The sequence below is a fragment of the Halomonas kalidii genome (assembly GCF_030010475.1).
Taxonomy (GTDB): domain Bacteria; phylum Pseudomonadota; class Gammaproteobacteria; order Pseudomonadales; family Halomonadaceae; genus Halomonas; species Halomonas heilongjiangensis.
The window spans coordinates 157,939-174,066 of the sequence record NZ_JASCQN010000040.1; the positions used below are offsets into that span (position 1 = coordinate 157,939).

General features: G+C 62.1%; 16 protein-coding genes. 4 read left to right on the top strand and 12 right to left on the bottom strand.

From position 1 onward, the window contains the following. Positions 1-6 precede the first annotated feature (6 nt). From QLQ85_RS11775 to QLQ85_RS11795, 5 genes are all read right to left on the bottom strand, one after another. Positions 7-504 (bottom strand): DUF1993 family protein, encoded by a 498-nt coding sequence (locus QLQ85_RS11775; RefSeq protein ID WP_282739155.1) that lies wholly within the window; start codon positions 502-504, stop codon positions 7-9. A gap of 498 nt (positions 505-1,002) precedes the next feature. Further along, positions 1,003-1,731: a carbonic anhydrase gene (locus QLQ85_RS11780; protein ID WP_282739156.1), complete on the bottom strand. Its 729-nt coding sequence runs from the start codon at positions 1,729-1,731 to the stop codon at positions 1,003-1,005. Positions 1,732-1,796: 65 nt separating this feature from the next. Then, positions 1,797-3,047 carry a sensor histidine kinase gene (locus QLQ85_RS11785; RefSeq protein ID WP_282739157.1) on the bottom strand — a complete coding sequence of 417 codons (1,251 nt, stop codon included), beginning with the start codon at positions 3,045-3,047 and terminating at the stop codon, positions 1,797-1,799. Further along, entirely contained in the window at positions 3,037-3,720 is a 684-nt protein-coding gene (locus tag QLQ85_RS11790; protein WP_282739158.1) for a response regulator transcription factor, read from the bottom strand. The genes QLQ85_RS11785 and QLQ85_RS11790 overlap by 11 nt, the downstream gene beginning before the upstream one ends. A 147-nt stretch (positions 3,721-3,867) precedes the next feature. After that, positions 3,868-4,734 carry a LysR family transcriptional regulator gene (locus QLQ85_RS11795; RefSeq protein ID WP_282739159.1) on the bottom strand — a complete coding sequence of 289 codons (867 nt, stop codon included), beginning with the start codon at positions 4,732-4,734 and terminating at the stop codon, positions 3,868-3,870. Positions 4,735-4,888: 154 nt separating this feature from the next. On the opposite strand from QLQ85_RS11795, the gene QLQ85_RS11800 reads away from it, so the two are divergent. Then, complete coding sequence (locus QLQ85_RS11800) at positions 4,889-5,491, top strand: glutathione S-transferase family protein (RefSeq protein ID WP_282739160.1); 603 nt, start codon at positions 4,889-4,891, stop codon at positions 5,489-5,491. A gap of 131 nt (positions 5,492-5,622) precedes the next feature. After that, the gene (locus tag QLQ85_RS11805) at positions 5,623-6,216 is read left to right on the top strand and encodes a LysE family translocator (protein ID WP_282739161.1); all 594 of its coding nucleotides are present in this window, start codon (positions 5,623-5,625) and stop codon (positions 6,214-6,216) included. 257 nt (positions 6,217-6,473) lie between these two features. Here the strand turns inward: QLQ85_RS11805 and QLQ85_RS11810 are convergent, their stop codons facing one another. Further along, the gene (locus QLQ85_RS11810; RefSeq protein ID WP_282739162.1) at positions 6,474-8,699 is read right to left on the bottom strand and encodes an OsmC domain/YcaO domain-containing protein; all 2,226 of its coding nucleotides are present in this window, start codon (positions 8,697-8,699) and stop codon (positions 6,474-6,476) included. 272 nt (positions 8,700-8,971) lie between these two features. On the opposite strand from QLQ85_RS11810, the gene QLQ85_RS11815 reads away from it, so the two are divergent. Further along, on the top strand, positions 8,972-9,886 hold the full coding sequence (locus QLQ85_RS11815; protein ID WP_282739163.1) for a CIA30 family protein: 915 nt from the start codon (positions 8,972-8,974) through the stop codon (positions 9,884-9,886). A 250-nt stretch (positions 9,887-10,136) separates the two neighbouring features. Here QLQ85_RS11815 and QLQ85_RS11820 read toward each other — a convergent pair whose 3' ends face one another. Together QLQ85_RS11820 and QLQ85_RS11825 are read right to left on the bottom strand one after the other, a co-directional pair. Continuing rightward, positions 10,137-10,970, bottom strand: coding sequence for an AraC family transcriptional regulator (locus QLQ85_RS11820; RefSeq protein WP_282739164.1), 834 nt, complete (start codon positions 10,968-10,970; stop codon positions 10,137-10,139). A gap of 38 nt (positions 10,971-11,008) precedes the next feature. Continuing rightward, positions 11,009-11,755 carry an SDR family oxidoreductase gene (locus QLQ85_RS11825; protein WP_282739165.1) on the bottom strand — a complete coding sequence of 249 codons (747 nt, stop codon included), beginning with the start codon at positions 11,753-11,755 and terminating at the stop codon, positions 11,009-11,011. Between the two features lie 333 nt (positions 11,756-12,088). On the opposite strand from QLQ85_RS11825, the gene QLQ85_RS11830 reads away from it, so the two are divergent. Beyond that, positions 12,089-13,624, top strand: a complete 1,536-nt coding sequence (locus QLQ85_RS11830) for a GGDEF domain-containing protein (protein ID WP_282739166.1) — start codon at positions 12,089-12,091, stop codon at positions 13,622-13,624. A 43-nt stretch (positions 13,625-13,667) separates the two neighbouring features. On the opposite strand, the gene QLQ85_RS11835 is transcribed toward QLQ85_RS11830, so the two are convergent. The 4 genes from QLQ85_RS11835 to QLQ85_RS11850 form a co-directional block, all read right to left on the bottom strand. Next, a complete protein-coding gene (locus QLQ85_RS11835; RefSeq protein WP_282739167.1) occupies positions 13,668-14,144 on the bottom strand; it encodes a VOC family protein in 477 nt (158 codons plus the stop codon). Positions 14,145-14,182: 38 nt separating this feature from the next. Beyond that, on the bottom strand, positions 14,183-14,536 hold the full coding sequence (locus QLQ85_RS11840) for a DUF1428 domain-containing protein (protein ID WP_282739168.1): 354 nt from the start codon (positions 14,534-14,536) through the stop codon (positions 14,183-14,185). Next, complete coding sequence (locus QLQ85_RS11845) at positions 14,533-14,907, bottom strand: YciI family protein (protein WP_282739169.1); 375 nt, start codon at positions 14,905-14,907, stop codon at positions 14,533-14,535. Before QLQ85_RS11845 ends, QLQ85_RS11840 begins: the two co-directional genes overlap by 4 nt. A 105-nt stretch (positions 14,908-15,012) precedes the next feature. Continuing rightward, on the bottom strand, positions 15,013-15,903 hold the full coding sequence (locus QLQ85_RS11850) for a GlxA family transcriptional regulator (RefSeq protein WP_282739170.1): 891 nt from the start codon (positions 15,901-15,903) through the stop codon (positions 15,013-15,015). Positions 15,904-16,128: the final 225 nt, after the last annotated feature.

The window sequence follows — 16,128 nt, forward strand, 5'->3', positions numbered from 1 at the left end:
AAATTGTTACGGCGAAGCTACAAAGCTGAAACCTTCAGGGTAGGAATGAATACCATCATAATCACCCTTGCCTAACTCGACACCATTTGCCTTCGCTATTGCATACACCATGCTTATGTGAAATAAAAAATTTGGAAAAATATAACGGTAAATAAACACGGACTGTGATAGTTCTACTTCAGAAAAACCCGCTTTATCCTTTAGCAACTTTTTGTCATCAAACTGAATCACTTCCGGCAATTCGTTCAGGTAATTTATTGTTTCCGAAATCTGCTCTTGAACAGCCTCCTTACCTGATTCATCTCTGAAGAATGAAACCACACTGTGATTTAACAATGGGCAATAACCTCGCAATGCAAAATTGGCCGCGATCTTGGCATTCATCTCCAAAGTGAACATACCGTTAGCCAGGGTCAAAGGAAACATTTCAGGTGGGATCTTGGAAACTATAATATCCAACTGGGATAGGTAGTACTGAAATAAACTCTTGATACTAGTGTTCATTGATACCTCTAAGCCCTAATAAACCACTGATATTGAATGAACGTGCCGGCACGTTCAACAATGTTATCAGTCACGCCGTTCTGAACCTAACCCATTGATATCAAATAATACTAAGTATAGTTCGGCATCCTATACAGGATTCGTGCGCCTGCGCGATTACAAGCAAGCCGGGCACGCTACCGCCCTACCCTGCACGACGCGATGACCCCTGCCATGCATGCGATAGTCCCTTCGCTCCACTGTTTACTGCGATGCCACCGGGCGCCTTCAGCGGCCTTAGTGATCAAGAGTAAGCAGGTGTAACGTTGGATGCAAAGCTGAGGATGGTCGTTGAGGTCGGTGACAGGCGGCGTTCACCGGCTGCACGAGCAGCAACCAGGGCACCCGGGAAAGGTCGAGGCAGACCGATTCCCGCCAGCGTCGACCGGCAGTGGGTGCCCGGTCATCGAAGTAAAGGGGCCGCTGTCAACGGCCCCGCTTGTTCCGGTGATATGCCGATCATTCCAGTACGGGGCGTGCGTTGACTGCTTGCACGGGGCGATTGTTGTGATGCCCCATCACCTGCAAGAATTGATCAATCTGTTCCTTGGTTGCGGAAATCGGCTGCTTCATCACTATCCAACGCACCCCCTCGGAGCAAGGCGGTGTCGTCAATGAACCTTTGAAGCGGTAGTAATCACGATCTGAAGGCAAGATTTCCAGCGGGAAGATATCTGATGACAGCGCTAGCGTTTCACCTTCTTCCGGCATTTGCGCCCACGCTTTTTCAAGCGCATCGCTTGCTTGCCCCTCCGTCACCATGACCGCTACCACTGCCAAGTTGCCATCCTCGTCGGCATGTACGAGATGCCCTTCCATGGGATAGGACTCGCCATGTATGAGATTTTCACTCGGCACGTGAAAGTGGAATTGCTTCAGTTCGAACTCGATGTCATCAACGGTGATGGTGCTACCGGGAAGGGTGTTGACTTGAACGGTGTGTCCGTTATTAAGAATCTCTTCGCTGCCGGCTTCATAGTTGAAAGCAATGGGCTCCAGCTCGGCATCGATGAACCCCGTCAGGTTGATGGGTGACTGATTGCTCCCTGCACAAGCGCCGTATTCGGGACTGAGCTGTGCCCACTGATCAGGCCCCGTGTCGCCGGTATAGTCCCAAGGGGCCCCGTCACTGGAGAATGCGGTGCTCGAAAACAACAGCAACCCCACGGCAAGCAATGTTCCTTTCATGGTGTTCCTCCTGGATATCTTGTTGATGGAATCGACAAGATAGATCGCCGGGCGTTAAGACTGCGTTAAGGGGGTGGCACGGCGGGAAAGGACAGGACGAAGCGGGTTCCCCCGGCTTCCGGAATCTCCAGGCGCACGTCCCAGCCGATATGATCGGCCACTCGCTTGACGATCGACAGGCCCAGGCCCGTGCCCTCGTGTGCCGGCCGGTCGTCACCGTGGACGAATCGTTCGAACAGCCGCTCGCGCACCCTCTGGGGGATGCCCGTACCGCTGTCTTCGATCACCAGCTGGCCAGCGGCAAGTTGCACAAGGATCATGCCCTGGTCGGTATGCCGGCAGGCGTTGCGCAGCAGATTGCCGATCACGATCCCGGCCAGCTCGGGGCGCACATGGGCCGATACCCGTTCGGTCCAGTCCAACCGGCATTGGACCGTCTTGCCATCCAGCAGGGGCCGGCAACGCTCCATTTCCGACTCGACGATGGTATTGAGCACGGTGCGCGGCGCATCCAGGGACTCCGGAACGCGGGAGAGCAGTAGCAGCGCACTGACCCGCTGCGCGGTTTCGTCGGCCACGCGCCGGATGCGCTCCGCCGTCGCCAATTGCGCCGGGTGGTCCGACAGTTGCGCAGCCAGCACTTCCGCCGCACCCAGCATGACGGTCAGCGGCGTGCGCAATTCATGGCTGACGTCGCCGGTGAACAGCTGCTCGCGCTGCAGGAACTGCTGCAGCTCGTCGGTTCGCTTGGCGAAGGCGCGCGACAGGACGCCAATTTCATCTTGCGCAGAGAGGGAAGGCAGCTCGGTGGGCCCTGCGTTGCGGGAGACCGCATTGGCAAGCGCCGCTACCGGCGCGATCACACGCCGGGCACTCAGCACCCCGAGCACGGCGGCGAGCAGGACGCTGACCGCAAAACCCATTGCCAGGGACAGGAGGATGACCAGTTCCGTATGCTCGAGTTCGTCAACCTCCTGCACCACGGCGTAACGGCTGGTGCCATGATCGCGCAGCAGCGCATGAACCTGCCGATTGCCGAGCGTCAGTTCGTAGAAGCCAGCGGGCAACTGCCGCAGCTCGACCGGGATGCTGGCGTCGATCAGATAGCGCACTTCCGGCGGCGCATCCGGCATCTGGCCGTTCCGGTGAAACTCGATCAACCTGTCGGCCATTTTGGCGAGTCGTGCATCGATGACCTGCTCTTCGATAATTTCCACCGAGACATAGGAAACCAGGCTGAAGGCGCCGGCCACTGCGACCGCCAGCAGGATGTAGGTGAGCGCAAGGCGCTTTTTGAGCGAGAGCCTAGGTTTCATCGATATCTGTCAGTCGATAGCCGGTGCCCGGCAAAGTCAGCAGCATGGGGTAGGGAAACGGCTTGTCGAGCACCTGGCGCAGCGTATGGATATGGGTGCGCAAGGCATCGCTATTCGGTGGGTTGTCGCCCCACACCTCGCGCTCAAGCACTGCACGGGGCATCAGCGCCGGTGCAGCGTGCATCAGTGCGGTGAGGATCTTGTAGCCTGTCGGCGTCAGGTCGAGCGGCTGCCCGGCGCGTGTGACCTGGCCGGTGCCGGTATCCAGCCGAAGATCGCCGAAGGTCAGGACGGCCTGCACATGCTCGTTGCGCGCACGGCGTATCAGGGCCTTCAGGCGCGCGTCCAGCTCGGGGAGGGAATAGGGTTTGACCAGGTAGTCGTCGGCGCCGACCTCGAATCCGGTCAGTTTGTCGTGCACCGTGTCACGCGCGGTCAGCATCAGGATCGGCGTCGCCAGACGATACTCCCGGCGGAGCGCCCGACATACCTCCACGCCATCCATACCCGGCAGCGACAGGTCGAGGACAATCGCATCATGGAAGGAGCCCGTTGCGCAGGAGATACCGGCATTGCCGTTGCGCGCCACGTCCAGCGTGTAGCCAAGTGGTTCCAGATATCCGTACAGATTCGCGATGATATCCGGGTTGTCCTCAATAATCAGCACATACATGAGTTTCCCGTCTAACTTCCTGTGCGGCATTCAGCATGACTGATCCTACCCCATGTGCTGGGCAATCGCTTCGCCGGTGAAGGCCGCTGGACACGCGACGAGGGGGTGGACACGCTCGGCCCGCCCCTGAGGAAATGCGCACGCGCGTTACAAAGGCTGCCCGGACTCGAGCCTGAGAGCCAGCGTTCTTGCCAACTCACCCGCCCAATTCACCGAAACCAGAGGATGCCCCGTGGGGGAGCTGACCAGCACGATATCGATGCTGGGCAGCGCCGGCATTTCATGGGTGGCATCGACTTCGATCAAATCAGGCGGCAAGGAGGCCGTGGCAGCGGCGGTAATGGCGTTTCGCTGTCGAACCAGAGCCATCAGGGCACCGGCATTGGCACTGAGTGCCTTGAGGCGATAGGGGCGGTGCGTCTTGTTCAGGCCATCCAGGGCCGAGCTGTGAAATTTGCAGTCGGCTTCATACAGAGCCAAGGGCAAGGCTTCGTACCGTTGCCAGTCGAATTCCGGGTGCTGTATCCAGATCCCCCTATCGAGCGTCAGGACATGGCCTTCATCACTGTTGACCGCACGAGTCAGGATGGCCAGGTCCAGTGCTCCCCCATCCATCAGGTTTCTCAGTTTGCTGGTCGGCGCGCAGGTCAGCTGCAGTTGTACTCTGGGGTGTTGGTCATGAATGGTATCCACCAACAAGGGGAGCAGGCTCTGGGCGTAGTCATCCGGACTGCCGAGGCGCAGCGGAGGCAGAGAGGCGTCCGTTCTCAGTTGGCTGAGTGCTTCGTCGTGCAGGGCCAGCAAGCGGCGGGTGTAGCTGACGAGACGCTTGCCGTCGTTGGTGAGTTCCAGGTTGCGGCCTTCCTTGAAGAACAAGCTGCAGCCCGCCTGCTCTTCCAGGCGCTTCATTTGCATACTGAGTGCGGCCTGGGTTCGGTGCACCTGGCGGGCGGCCCGGGTCAGGCTGCCGGTATCGACGACGGCGAGGTAGGTGCGCAGGAGATCGAGATCCATGTAACGAGGGGCTCCTCTATCCATCAGCCCCACTTATGGCTGATATTATTTCTATTCGATTGTCGATACTCGGGAAAAACGGAACACTGTCGTCCGGTGTTCGGGGTTGAATGCCAGACCGGCTGCCTTCTCGTTCAATTCACTGGAGACGACGATGATCTTGCACGACTACCTGCCCTCCGGCAACGGCTATAAAGTGCGCCTGTTGCTTGACCTGCTCGACCAACCCTATGAATATCGTCATTACGATATCGTTCGTGGAGACACCCGAACCCCCGAATTCCTGCGCAAGAACCCGGCCGGCAAGGTCCCGGTGCTGGAACTCGACGACGGCCGCCTTCTCAGCGAATCCAACGCCATTCTCTACTACCTGGCCCAAGGGACCGACTATTGGCCGGAGGGCCGCTGGGATCAGGCCCAGGTCCTGCGCTGGATGAGTTTTGAGCAATACAGTCACGAGCCCAACATCGCCACACCGCGCTTCTGGTTGACACATCTTGGTCTGAACGAGGAACGCAAGGCGCAGCTGGCCGGCAGGCAGGCGTTGGGGCGGGCGGCGTTGGCGGTCATGGACGATCACTTGGCGCGACAGGCCTGGTTCGTCGCGGATCGCTACACCATCGCGGATATCGCCCTCTACGCCTATACCCATGTGGCGCAAGAGGGGGGGTTCACATTGGCGGACTATCCCAACGTTTGCCGATGGCTGGAGCGAGTGGCGTCTCACCCGAACCATCGTCCGATCACGAAAGAATAGGGGGATTGAGACCGACAAGCTGGCGAGGCTAGCAGCCGAGTGGATGGCATGGGGCCGGCACCTCAATTTCGTTCAATACGGCGCGCAGCCGCCATTGCACACTTCGGCCATTGCCACCCAGGAGAGTGACGATGAACCTTGCTTTGATGCTGCCGATGTCGGCGTTTGCCCTTGCGGCATCGATCTCGCCGGGGCCGGTGAACCTGGTGTGCCTGAGCAGCGGTACCCGCTACCCGCTTTCGAAGGGGCTGGTGTTCGTCACCGGCGCCACCCTGGGGTTTGTCGCCCTGTTCATCGCCGTGGGGTTGGGGCTCTATTCGCTGCTGGCGGTGGTGCCGGGATTACAGGAAGCACTGCGCTGGGCCGGGGTCGCGTTCCTGCTCTACCTGAGCGTGCGGCTGGCCCGGGACGATGGCCGCCTGCCGGAGGGAGGCAGCCATGAGGCGCCGGGCTTCATGACCGGCGCCCTGATGCAGTGGCTCAATCCCAAGGCCTGGCTGGCCTCCGCCTCGGGTATCGGCGCCTATACCAGTGGCAGCGACCCGCAACAGGTCATCATCTTTGCCCTGCTCTATCTGCCCATCTGCTGGCTGTCGCTGGGGAGCTGGGTCTACGCCGGGGCCTTCCTGCGCCGCTACGTCCACCGCCCCGTGGTACTGGCCGCGGTCAACCGCACGCTGGCGGTACTGCTCGCCGCCAGCTGCGTCTATCTACTGATTGGGTGAGGCCTGGAAGTCCAGCTCCGCGACCAGTGATACCGTCAGGGCGTCTGCAGCGCGAAGCTCTGCGATGATGATCATTGGCATCATGGCATCGCTCCCCCCTGGTAACGCCGACGATGACGCTTTGTCTGAAAACTGCCTGCGCTCGACCATCCGGCGTTAAAAATCGGCTCAAAGTACTCATTTACACCGCGTAAACTCCGTCTTTTCGCCGATTTTTGCCTTGTCTGGCCATCGCTCGCCGACTTTTCAGACAAAGCTTAGCCATGGTGAGCTGTTCTGTCTGTTGCAGCAGCGGCTCTGGCGGCACGCGCTGCGTGCAGCTTCTTGTAGCTTTCGACCAGGCGCTGGTGCTTCTCCAGGCCTTCGAGCTGCATGCTGGTCGGCGTCAGGCCATGGAATCGCACCTCGCCACTCACCGAGCCGACCACCGCTTCCATGGTCGCTTCGCCGAACATGCGCCTGAGGTTGTAGAGGAAGTCGTCCAGCTCCAGCTCGTCATCGAGGACGATCTCCAGCACCGCATTCACCGCACGGTAGAACAGCCCGCGCTCGACGGTGTTGTCGTTGTACTGCAGGAACATCTCGACCCGCTCGAGGGCCTCTTCTTGCTGTTGCAGGGCGAGGTTGATCAACAGCTTCAGCTCGAGGATGGTCAGCTGCCCCCAGTCGGTGTTCTCGTCGAACTCGATGCCGATCAGGGTGATGATGTCCATGTGGTCGTCGAGCTGGCTCTCTTCCAGGCGCTCCAGCAGGTCGGCCAGCCGATCGTCACTCAAGGCGTGGAGGTTGAGGATGTCTTCTCGATAATCCAGGGCCATGTTGGTGTTGTCCCAGATCAGGTCATCCACCGGGTACACCTCGGAGTAGCCCGGCACCAGGATCCGGCAGACCGGCGCCCCCAGGTCCTCATGCACGGCCATGTACACTTCCTTGCCCAACTCTGCCAGGATGCCGAACAGGGTTGCCGCTTCTTCCTCAGTACTGCTGGAACCGCTGCCGGAGAAATCCCAGTCGCTGAACTCGACATCGCTCCTGGCGCTGAAGAAGCGCCACGAGACCAGCCCCGAGGAGTCGATGAAGTGCTCGACGAAGTTGTTCGGCTCCGAAACGGCCTGCGAGTTGAAGGTCGGCGGCAGGAAGTCGTTCAGGCCTTCCAGGCTGCGGCCCTGCAGCAGCTCGGTGAGGCTGCGCTCCAGCGCCACCTCGAAGCTGGGGTGCGCGCCGAAGGAGGCGAACACGCCGCCGGTGCGCGGGTTCATCAGGGTCACGCACATGACCGGGAACCGGCCACCCAGGGAGGCATCCTTGATCAATACGGGAAAGCCCTGCGCCTCCAGCGCCTGGATGCCCTCGAGAATCTCGGGATAGCGCTGCAGCACTTCGATGGGGACGTCCGGCAACGCGATCTCCTGCTCGAGGATCTCCCTCTTCACCGCCCGCTCGAAGATTTCCGACAGGCACTGCACCTGCACCTCATGGAGCGTGTTGCCGGCGCTCATGCCGTTGCTGAGGTAGAGGTTCTCGATCAGGTTCGAGGGGAAGTAGACCACCTCGCCATCCGACTGGCGCACGAAGGGCAAGGCGACGATGCCACGCTCCGCCTTGCCGGAGTTGGTATCGATCAGGTTCGAGCCGCGCAGCTCGCCCTCCGGGTCGTAGATCTCCCGGCAGTACTCGTCGAGGATGCCTTCGGGCAGCTCGTCGTTCGGCCCCGGCTTGAACCACTCCTCGTCGGGGTAGTGGACGAAGGCGCTATTGGCGATCTCTTCGCCGAAGAACTGGTCGTTGTAGAAGAAGTTGCAGCTCAGGCGCTCGATGAACTCGCCCAGCGCCGAACAGAGTGCGCTCTCCTTGGTGGCCCCCTTGCCATTGGTAAAGCACATGTTTGATGCGGCGTCGCGGATGTGCAGCGACCACACGTGGGGCACGATGTTGCGCCAGGAGGCGATCTCGATCTTCATGCCCAGGTCCGCCAGCATGGTCGACATGTTGGCGATGGTCTGCTCCAGCGGCAGGTCCTTGCCCTCGATCCAGGTGCTGGTCTCCTCGTCGGGCTTGACCATCAGCAGGGCCTGGGCATCCTCGTCGAGGTTCTCCACTGTTTCGATCTGGAACTCCGGCCCGGTCTGCACCACCTTCTTTACCGTGCAGCGGTCGATGGAGCGCAGGATGCCTTCGCGGTCTTTATCGGAGATATCTTCCGGCAACTCGACCTGGATCTTGAAGATCTGGTTATAGCGGTTTTCCGGATCGACGATGTTGTTCTGGGACAGGCGAATATTCTCGGTGGGAATATTACGCGCCAGACAATACACACGAACGAAATAGGCTGCGCAGAGTGCGGAAGACGCCAGAAAGTAGTCGAAGGGACTTGGCGCCGAGCCGTCACCCTTGTAGCGAATGGGCTGATCGGTGATGACGGTGAAATCGTCAAACTTGGCTTCAAGCCTGAGATTTTCAAGAAAATTGACTTTGATTTCCATTAACTGGGTACCGGGTGTTTAACCTTGAACAGGGGAAGGGCGTGAGGCTGCCGCCGTATGGGGCGTGATGGTATCACCTGACAATCGGCCGCTGAAAGCGAAGCGGCGCTGCCCCACGCAACCGCGCATGCGCCAACACTGGCCTCGGCCGGCTCGAGGTGCCTTGCGTGAGCGACCATTCTCCCATCGAAACCGACGGCCCAGCCTGGCAACGGTGCCCTGTCACCGTCATGCTGAGGCGTACTGAATCGCGACGAAGGCCGGGAAGCACGATGCCAACACTGATCGATTTTCACACCGCGGAAGAGGCCGCGCGCTGGCACCCTGTCACTGATGGCGTGATGGGCGGCGTCTCTCACGGTGCCATGCACGCGGAGCCGGCCAACAGCGCCTTCTCGGGCGCGCTCTCACTGAGCAACGGCGGCGGCTTTGCCTCGCTACGACGCGAGCCGCACTCCTTCCGGCTGGCAGACTACCCGGGGCTGTGCCTCGAGGCGTGTGGCGACGGGCGCCGCTACCAGCTGCGCCTGTATAGCAACCAACTGATCGACGGCGCCGCCTATCGCGCCGTCTTTCAGCCCCCCGCGGGTGAATGGCAGCGCATCGCCCTGCCCTGGAACGCTTTCGAGCCGGTCTTTCGTGGCCGCCTGCTGGAGGATGCCCCACCACTGGCGCCGGGCGATATCCAGCAGATCGGTCTGCTGATTGCCGACCGACGCGATGGCCCCTTCCGTCTGGCGCTGTCCCGACTCGAGACGCTCGGCAAGGAATCGGCTACCGGCGCGAGCCAGGCAACAGCCTCTTCCCCTCGACTGCGCCTGGTTTACGACGGCGAATGCCCGATATGCCGACGCTACGTGCGCTGGCAGCGCATCCGCAAGGAGGTCGGTGAACTCGAGTTGATCGACGCCAGGCAGGACAGCGAAGCGCGCCAGGAACTCACTGCACTGGGCATCGACCTCGACCAGGGCTTCGCCCTGCAGATCGGCAAGCGCTGGTACCACGGTAGCGAAGCCCTGCATCGCCTCACCCTGCTCGGCACCCGCAGCGGTGTGTTCAACCGGCTAATGTATCGGCTATTTGCCAGCCCCGGTCGTACTGCACTGAGCTATCCGCTGCTCAGGGCGTGTCGAAATGGACTGTTGAGGGTGTTGGGGAAGCCACGCATCGGCAATACGAGGCATTGATAAAGGTAACGCCCTTTTGAATCAGTCCCCAGATGCTGAACGATTTTCCCGGCCGGCAGTTCGAGACGATGGCGGACATTCAGAAAGCGGTTGGAGAGGTGCGCTGATGGCACAGTTCGTTTGTGAAATCTGTTGCGCCACGTTCGAGCAGAAGAGCCGCTATGAGCAGCATATGCTCACGTCCCACCCGAAACAGGCCGCCTCTGTCGCCGATATCGAGAAGGCGCTGCTCTTGCGGGTGGAAACGAACCTACTGCTCGAGCGAGGGCTGGCGGTACTGGTTGGGCGTGGCGGCTACCAGGCGCTTGAAGGTGCGCTGGAAGTGCGGCTGGTCGGCAAAGCCGGCGTTCAGGGCCGCCTCGGCGATGGGTGTACCGCCCTTCAGCTCGCGTTGGCCCAGTTGGATGCGGCGGTTGATCAGGTAGGCATGGGGCGTGAAACCGAAGTGCTGCTTGAAGGCACGGATGAGGTGGCCGGGGCTGTAGCCGGTGCGCTGGCACAGGGCGTCCAGGGACAGGTCCTGCGCCGCGTGCTCGTCCAGGTAGGCGGCCAGCTCCTGCAGGGTGACCGGCGCCATCGGCAGTGGCTGCGTCGGCTGGTCGGCCAGCTCGTGCATCAAGGCGGAAAGGTATTCGACCACTAGCGTCTGCTTGTCCAGCAGGTCACGCCGGGGGTCCAGCAAGCAGGCCGCCATGTGGCAGTACCCCTCGTACCATTCGGGATCCGGGATCACCGCGGTGGCGATGTCCTGCCAACGTGGCGCCTCCAGTAGCCCGGCCTGGTAGCGAAGCTCGGTCAGCCAGTCGGCATCGACGTACAGCATCAGGTAGGCCCAGGGCCGGTTGTCGATGGGGTTGCAGGCGTGCGCCCAGTCGGGGTTCATCATGACCAGGGTGCCGGCGCTCACGTGGTAGCGGTCGTCCCGGTAGCGGAACGTGCTCTCCCCCGCGGTAATCGCCCCCAGCGACCATTGCGTATGGCTATGCAGGGCATAGCAGACCTTGCGGCCGTCCCCGACCTTGCGCAGCTCCACATGGGGCATCCGCGGGTCACGCCAGAACAGTGGGTGTCGTGGATCCGTCATGATCTGCCTGCTCCTACGCACCTACGGTCAGCAACACACTATCTCCCGCCCGTCACATCAAGCAGGGTGCCGGTCGAGTAGGAAGCGTCGTCCGATAACAGCCAGAGTACCGCCCGAGCGACCTCCTCGGCTTCTCCGCCGCGCTGCATGGGCACCGAAGCCTTGACGCGTTCGACTCGATCGGGCTCTCCGCCGCTGGCATGAATCTCGGTATAGATCACTCCCGGGCGCACGGCATTGACTCGAATGCCCTCCGCAGCGACTTCCTTGGCCAGGCCTATGGTGAAGGAATCGATGGCGCCCTTGGCCGCAGCATAATCGACGTACTCGTTGGGCGCGCCAAGCCGTGAGGCAATGGAGGAGACGTTGACGATCGCTCCCCCTTGCCCGCCGTGGTGCGTCGACATGCGCCGAATGGCCTCGCGTGCGCAAAGGAAGCTGCCGATCACGTTGGTGGCAAGCACCCGGCTCAAGCGCGCGGCATCCATTTGCTCGACGCGCATCTGCCCTTCCAGGATGCCGGCGTTATTGACCAGCGCCGTGACCGGCCCGAGTGTCCGATCGACCTGCTCGAAGAGCCTCAACACATCGGCCTCGGAACCGACATCGCCAGCCACGGCTATCGCCTCGCCGCCGGCATGGTTGATCTGCTCGACCACGGCAAGCGCGGCGGCTTCATTCTGCCGATAGTTGACACACACGGCGTAGCCGTCAGCGGCACCCAGGCACGCGGTGGCCGCGCCGATTCCTCGGCTCCCTCCGGTAACCACCAGGATCTTCTTCAACGTGATGCCTCCTGCTGCCGTCCGGGTCGGTGCGATAACACGCCCTATAGAGCCATATCGCCGCCGTCGATGGAATTCACGATCAACGCCCCTTCAGGCATAGGCTGACAACGCTCTCGGCTCAAGGCTCCGTCTCGGCACGAAGCCAGCCCTGTAGCCAATTCAGTACCACTCAACAAGCTGATGGCTCCGATACCACAGTATTAGGTCAAGTTAATGCTAGCCATCCCTGCCAGTGCTAGTCTACTGGAAAGATCGTTTCAAGCCGCTCATAACCCTAACGAATCGACGTCGTCTTGCCTGCCGTAGGCAGGCAAGACGATCCAAGCGGGCATGCTGAATATCAAAACTCTTTCAACTCGGGCACGGTTCCCTCTCAAGGCCCCCCACCGTCTCGCCCTGGCGACGCTGGCTCCACGCACCTTCGCCTTTTGCCATACTTTCGGGCTCACGGTATGGATCGCCTTGGCGGAAGGCAACGGCTGGTCGCTGATCCTGCCGGGGCTACTCCTGCTGTTATGGCCGGCGTTAGCGTACTTCCACGCCGCCATGGCCCAGGACTCGAAACACGCCGAGTTCAAGAACCTGCTGTGCGACAGCCTGCTATTCGGCGTCTGGTGCAGCGTGCTGGATTTCTACGTTCTGGCCACCCTATGCATCGGCCTTGCCTGCTTCATGAACAACATGGTGGTCGGTGGCCCACGCCGAATGGCCGCTTCAATGGCACTGTTCGCTGGCGGCGCCCTGGGCTGGGGCGCTTTGACGGAGTTCGATTTCCGGCCGTACGTCAGCACCGGGGTGGATATCTACCAGGGCGCTGGCGCGGTGGTCTATTTTCTGGCGATCGCCCAAGTGATGTACGGACAGAATCGCAAGATCGGTCGCAGCATGGGCGAGATCAAGTACCAGAACCGGGTCTTTCACGCCCTGCTCGACCTCGGTGTCGTCGCCAATCGCGCATCGAACATCCATACCCTGCTGGATGACGCCTTGAAGCATCTGCATGCCGATTTTCCCGAGTACGGGTTTGCCGTGTTCCTGCAGGAACGCAGCCGCCCCGAGGTGACTCGCTACGCAGCCGTCGCCGGCCTTCGGCTGTACCCTGAGGATGAGCGCCGCCTGGGCAGCCTGCTGGCGACACTGCACGAACCACATGCAGACGCAGGCACCCTCGAACTGGGCGAAACAGCCGTCGGCGAGCAGCTGTATGCCACTCCCATGGCCGGGCGCCTCAGCAGCTACGAAGGCTGGCTGATCGTGCGCGCGCCCAAGCTGGACGGCGCGCTGGAGCGAATGCTGACCCTGTGCGTCGATCAGCTGGCGGCAGCCACCGAGAACAAGTTGCTCCACCTGGCGCTGAAGGAGACGGCCGAGCGCGACGGCCTGACCGGGCTCTACAACCGGGGCTTCTTTGAATCGGTACTTCAATTGAGCATTCAGGGCAAGACCCAGCCACCGGGGCTGAATTTTGCCGTGCTGATGATGGATGTCGACGGGCTCAAGAAGGTGAACGACCACTATGGCCACGTGGCAGGCGACCAGTTCATCACCACCGTCGCCGAACGCCTGAAGATGCAGTGCCGGGAAACCGATATCCTCGCGCGCTATGGTGGTGACGAATTCGTCATCCTGTTTCCCTCCGCGGACCTGGCAGCACCCAATCGTGTCGCCGATCTGATCAGGACACACCTGGAAGGCCAGCGGTGCGTCATCACCTCCCAACACGGCAAGCCTGTGAAGGTGGAGCTTCGCTTGAGCCTGGGAAGTGCCAGCTCCACCGAAGTACCCGCCCAGGAGGTGCTTGCCCTGGCGGACCATCGGATGTACGAAGACAAGACCCAGCGCCGCAGGCAAAGAGCCCTCGGCTGAGCGAGGTCAGCATCAGAACGGCGCGGTGGTCGGCCTTCCGGATCTAGCCTCCGTCCGCGGCGCGCTCCAGGTCGGCGATGACGAGCCTGTGCATCTGCAGCATCGCCGCCATGGCCCGCTGAGCACGCGTCGGGTCGGGGTCGGCCAGCAGTTCGTGCAGGCGGCTGGGCACCACCTGCCAGGAGAGCCCCCAGCGGTCCTTGAGCCAGCCGCACTGCCCCTCGCTGCCACCCTCCGACAGCGACGCCCAGTAGCGGTCGACCTCCTCCTGGTCGGCGCAGTCGATGTGGAACGACACCGCCTCGGTGAAGGGGAACTGCGGGCCGCCATTCAGGCCGACGAAGCGTGAGCCGGAGAGAGTGAACTCTACGGTCAGCACCGAGCCGGCCGGCCCGCTGGGGGTGTCGCCCGGCGAGCGCATCACCCGGTCGATCCAAGAGTCGGGAAACAGGGAAACGTAGAACCGGGCCGCCTCCTCGGCCTGCCCGTCGAACCACAGGAAGGGGGTGATCTTCTGCATCTCGCTATCCTCCGTCTCGCCCGCCCAGGGGTGTCGCTTCATCCCTCCACGATGACCTCGAAGCCGCCGTAGATCAGCCGCTTGCCATCGAAGGGCATGGGATTCACGTCGGGCTGCAGGCGGGGGTCCTCCATGACCTTGGCCATGCCCTGGTCGCGCACCTCGCGGGAGGGCCAGATCAGCCAGGCGAAGACCACGGTCTCGTCCGGCTGGCACTTCACCGCCATGGGGAAGGAGGTGACCTGGCCCTCGGGCACGTCGTCTCCCCAGCACTCCACCATCTTGAGAGCGCCGTGCTCCTTGAAGACGACCGCGGCATCGCGGGCGTGCTGGATGTACTTGTCCCGGTTGGCCGTGGGAACGGCGGCAACGAATCCATCAACATAGGTCATGTCTGTACTCCTTCGTCTTTAGGGGGCAGTTCCCGCACCTGGCGCACCTCGATGGTGCCGAAGCGGGCGGGCGGAATCCGGCCGGCCAGCTGCAGGGCCTCGTCCAGGTCCCGGGCGTCGAGCAGGTAGAAGCCGGCCAGCTGCTCCTTGGTCTCGGCGAAGGGGCCGTCGGCGATCAGCACCTCGCCGTCGCGTACCCGCACGCTGGTGGCGGTGTCCACCGGCTGCAGGGCCTGGCCTGCCAGGTAGTGGCCCAGGCGGGTCAGACGCTCCACACCGGACACGCACTCCTGGTTGAGGTCGTGCCATTCCTGTTCGGTCATGGCGTTGATGATGCTCTCCTGGTAGTAGACCAGTGCGACGTACTTCATCCGGTTCTCTCCTCCTTGTGGATCGGGATGTCGGGGTGTCCTCTGCTGGGTCGAACGGCGGGCGGGGGAATCGACACCGGGCTCGGGACTTTTTCGCTCGGCCCGTTACTGCAGGCTCAAGCGCATGGCGCGGAAGCGCCGCCGGTACTGGCTCGGCGTCAGCCCCACCCGGCGGCCGAACAGGCGGCGGAAGAAACTCGGGTCGGCGTAGCCCACCTGCTCGGCCACCTCGTCGATGGGCGCGTCGCCGCTTTCCAGGATCTGCTTGGCCTCCTCCAGGCGCAGGGTGTGCACGTACTCCATGGGTGTCATGCCCGTGGCCGCCTTGAAGCGGCGCTTGAAGGAGCGCTCGGTGAGGCCGCTCTCGCGCACCATGCCGGCCACCGGCGAGGGGGTGTCGTAGTGCTGGGCGACCCATACCTGGCAGCGGGCGATGCAGGCGTCCGCCACCTGGCGCGAGCGGGTCAGGGCGGCATAGGGCTGCTGGCCGTCCTGATGCCAGTCGATCAGGTTGATCCGTGCCAGGTGCATGGCCTCGTCGACGCCCACCAGCCGGGCGACGAGGAAAAGTGCCAGATCGACCCAGGAAGTACCACCGCCGGCCATGATCAACCGCTGCCCTTCCCCGGCGACCACCAGGCTGCGGTGGGCGTGCACCCGTACCCGTGGGAAGCGACGCGCCAGGGCGTCGCAGTAGGCCCAATGGGTGGTGGCGTCCTCGCCGTCGAGCAGGCCCGCCTCGGCAAGCAACAGGGCGCCGGTGCATGCCGCGGCGAGCAGGGCCCCGTCCCGACGGCACGTCCGCAGCCAGGCGATCTCCTCCGCATACCCCTCCAGCCTGGCCTCGGGCGCGACGAACAGATCGGGAATACACACGACCGTTGGCGCCGGGCACTCACCCAGGGTGGCATCCGGCTCAATCCAGGCACCATTGGCGGCTCGGAAGCCGCAACCATCCCGGGAAACGATCACCGGCTTCAGCCGTGGCTCACCCATCCGGCCGTTCGTCAGCAGCTCCCAGTCTCGACCGGCCGAGCCCAACAGGTCATACATGCCATAGAGCGTAGAGGCGGTCGCATCCGATCCGGCCAGAAGCGCAATGGTAATCGCCGTGCTGGAAGGTCCGACAAGCTGAGTCATGGCAGAAAACCCCCGATTGCGTCGCAATCCGCCTGCGTGACGCCGCCACGCCAGGCGTATCGTGCTCCCGTGACCCATCGC